This window comes from Streptomyces tricolor (assembly GCF_002155905.1).
In the GTDB taxonomy this organism is placed as follows: Bacteria; Actinomycetota; Actinomycetes; order Streptomycetales; family Streptomycetaceae; genus Streptomyces; species Streptomyces tricolor.
This window is the reverse complement of the sequence record NZ_MUMF01000713.1, coordinates 1-1,905: the sequence shown is the minus strand read 5'-3', so window position 1 is coordinate 1,905 and position 1,905 is coordinate 1. Positions and strand designations below refer to the sequence as shown.

The following is a 1,905-nucleotide window of genomic DNA, read 5'->3' as shown; positions in this document are numbered from 1 at the left end:
CGCCGAACTGCGCCGCGAGGCCCGCGACTTCCTGCACGACCTGCTGGCGGACCTCACCGACCTGCACGAGGACCTGGCGGAGAACCCGGCCGTCTGGACGCTCCAGGCCCGCTTCCCGCGGGTGCCGTGAGCCCCGCCGGTGGCGGAAGGCCCCCCGGGCGTGCGCCGGGGGGCCTTCGCTCGGAGCCGGGTGCTCAGACGTTCACACCGAAGTCCTGGGCGATGCCCACCAGGCCCGAGGCGTAGCCCTGGCCCACCGCGCGGAACTTCCACTCCGTGCCGTTGCGGTACAGCTCGCCGAAGATCATGGCCGTCTCGGTGGCCGCGTCCTCGGACAGGTCGTAGCGCGCGATCTCGGCGCCGCCGGCCTGGTTGACGATGCGGATGTAGGCGTTGCGGACCTGGCCGAAGTTCTGGCCGCGGTTCTCGGCGTCGTAGATGGAGACCGGGAAGACGACCTTGTCGATGTCGGCCGGGAGGGCGGCCAGGTTGACGTTGATCGCCTCGTCGTCGCCGGAGCCCTCACCCGTGCGGTTGTCACCGGTGTGGACGATCGAGTTGTCCGGGGACTGCTTGTTGTTGAAGAAGACGAAGTGACCGTCCGAGTAGACCTTGCCCTGGCCGTTCACCGCGATGGCGGAGGCGTCCAGGTCGAAGTCCGTGCCGGTGGTGGTGCGGACGTCCCAGCCGAGGCCCACGGTGACGGCGGTCAGGCCCGGAGCCTCCTTGGTGAGCGAGACGTTGCCACCCTTGGACAGGCTTACAGCCATGATTGGGAGTCCCTTCCCTTTTAGGTATCTGTGCCGACGAAGCTACCGTCACCGGGGACAACGTTGCGGGAGGTCCCCATGGTTCCGGACCCCTTTACCTTTTTTACCCGCGGCGAAAACCGGGTGACGTGAGACGCGCGGAGCCGGGAACATGGACGGCATGTCCGGGCCCTATCCCATCCGCGGCTCCGTCTCGCTCCCCGAGGCCGAGCTGATGTGGCGTTTCTCCAGGTCGTCCGGGCCCGGCGGCCAGCACGTCAACACCAGCGACTCGCAGGTGGAGCTGCGCTTCGACCTCGCCCGCACCGAGGCACTCCCCCCGGTGTGGAAGGAGCGGGCGCTCCAGCGGCTGGCCGGCCGCCTCGTCGACGGGGTGGTGACCGTACGGGCCTCGGAGCACCGTTCCCAGTGGCGCAACCGCGAGGCCGCCGCCGTACGCCTCGCCGCGCTGCTCGCGGAGGCCACCGCGCCGCCGCCGAAGCCGCGCAGGCCGACCCGCATCCCGCGCGGCATCAACGAACGCCGGCTGCGGGAGAAGAAGCAGCGCGCGGAGACCAAGCGGGGCCGCTCGGGGCGGGACTGGACGTAGCCGGGGCGGGCGCCCCTGTCACATCCGCGGGCTCCCGATCGTCAGGGTGGTGCGGAAGCACATCGGTGTGACGCGGAGCACTTCGGTGGGGCGTGGGACCACCGCGGGCCCTCGCGGACCACCGGGGACGACGACGGAGAGGCCGGAGCCACCCATGACCGACCACGACTTTCTCGCCGAGCGGTTCGAGGCGTACCGGGGGCACCTGCGTGCCGTCGCCTACCGGATGCTCGGCGGCTGGCTGACCACCGTGGTCGGCCGGGTCTGCCTCGACATGCTGCGCTCCCGCCGCACGCGGGGCGAGGAGCCCCTGGAGAGCTGGCGGCCCGCGCCCTCCGCGGAACCGGACCCCGCGCACAGCGCCCTGCTCGCCGACTCGGTCGGGCTGGCCCTCCTGGTCGTCCTGGACACCCTCTCGCCGGCCGAGCGGCTGGCCTTCGTGCTGCACGATCTGTTCGGGGTGCCCTTCGAGGAGGTCGGCGGCATCCTCGGGCGCAACGCCGCCGCGGCGCGCCAGCTCGCCAGCCGGGCCCGGCGCCGGGTGCG

At 71.9% G+C, this 1,905-nt stretch carries 3 protein-coding genes; 2 read left to right on the top strand and 1 reads right to left on the bottom strand.

The window, feature by feature from the left end; genetic code table 11:
• Positions 1 to 194 precede the first annotated feature (194 nt).
• Complete coding sequence (locus CCN44_RS37985) at positions 195 to 770, bottom strand: TerD family protein (protein WP_059250380.1); 576 nt, start codon at positions 768 to 770, stop codon at positions 195 to 197.
• 151 nt (positions 771 to 921) lie between these two features.
• Here CCN44_RS37985 and arfB point away from each other — a divergent pair, with 151 nt between their 5' ends.
• Both arfB and CCN44_RS37975 read left to right on the top strand, forming a co-directional pair.
• Entirely contained in the window at positions 922 to 1,359 is a 438-nt protein-coding gene (gene arfB, locus CCN44_RS37980) for an alternative ribosome rescue aminoacyl-tRNA hydrolase ArfB (RefSeq protein WP_059250382.1), read from the top strand.
• Between the two features lie 154 nt (positions 1,360 to 1,513).
• The coding region (locus CCN44_RS37975) for a sigma factor-like helix-turn-helix DNA-binding protein (protein WP_276329146.1) at positions 1,514 to 1,905 on the top strand (392 nt) is incomplete at its 3' end.